This is a genomic window from Mesorhizobium sp. WSM4829, assembly GCF_055811475.1.
This window is the reverse complement of record NZ_JBVVQJ010000151.1, coordinates 1-423: the sequence shown is the minus strand read 5'-3', so window position 1 is coordinate 423 and position 423 is coordinate 1. Positions and strand designations below refer to the sequence as shown.

The 423-nt window shown below is 60.3% G+C and carries 1 protein-coding gene; it reads right to left on the bottom strand.

What is annotated here, in order from left to right; all coding sequences use genetic code 11:
- Positions 1 to 53 precede the first annotated feature (53 nt).
- Positions 54 to 287 carry a DUF6429 family protein gene (locus tag AC0L17_RS34625; protein WP_473519011.1) on the bottom strand — a complete coding sequence of 78 codons (234 nt, stop codon included), beginning with the start codon at positions 285 to 287 and terminating at the stop codon, positions 54 to 56.
- Between the last annotated feature and the right edge of the window lie 136 nt (positions 288 to 423).

Here is a 423-nt window from a genome sequence, read left to right as displayed (position 1 = left end):
GCAGAACCGGCTTCATGAACTGCTTCCGTGGAATTGGCAGCCCCGCCAGATCCTTATGGCCTCGGCCGCGTGAACAGTGCGCGGAACAGTTCCTCCGACCTTTGAAGACCTTCGTTCGTCAGGACCAAGGACTTCGCCTTATTCACAGGGTCTGCAATCAGCCCCTTCCGATACAGCCGATCCGTCACATCCCAATCGACGCTCTTCCAGGCGCATCGCTCATTGTGCAGCGTCAGCCACAGCAACGCCAAGACCGCATCATCGATCTTGTCCGTGTCGATCTCCATCCGCCCAGTTTAGCACAGATCGCGCGTCTGCCGCGGCCCAGACCGGATGGTTACGATCCGCGGGAGGCGGTGGCGATTGGAGCTGACGGGCGAAGCGATCATGCCGTCGGCCCTATGCTCCAAAAAGCTGACCGCC

Coding starts and splice junctions, on each gene's coding strand:
- AC0L17_RS34625 (WP_473519011.1), bottom strand. CDS start 287: ATGGAGATCGACACGGACAAGATCGATGATGCGGTCTTGGCGTTGCTG.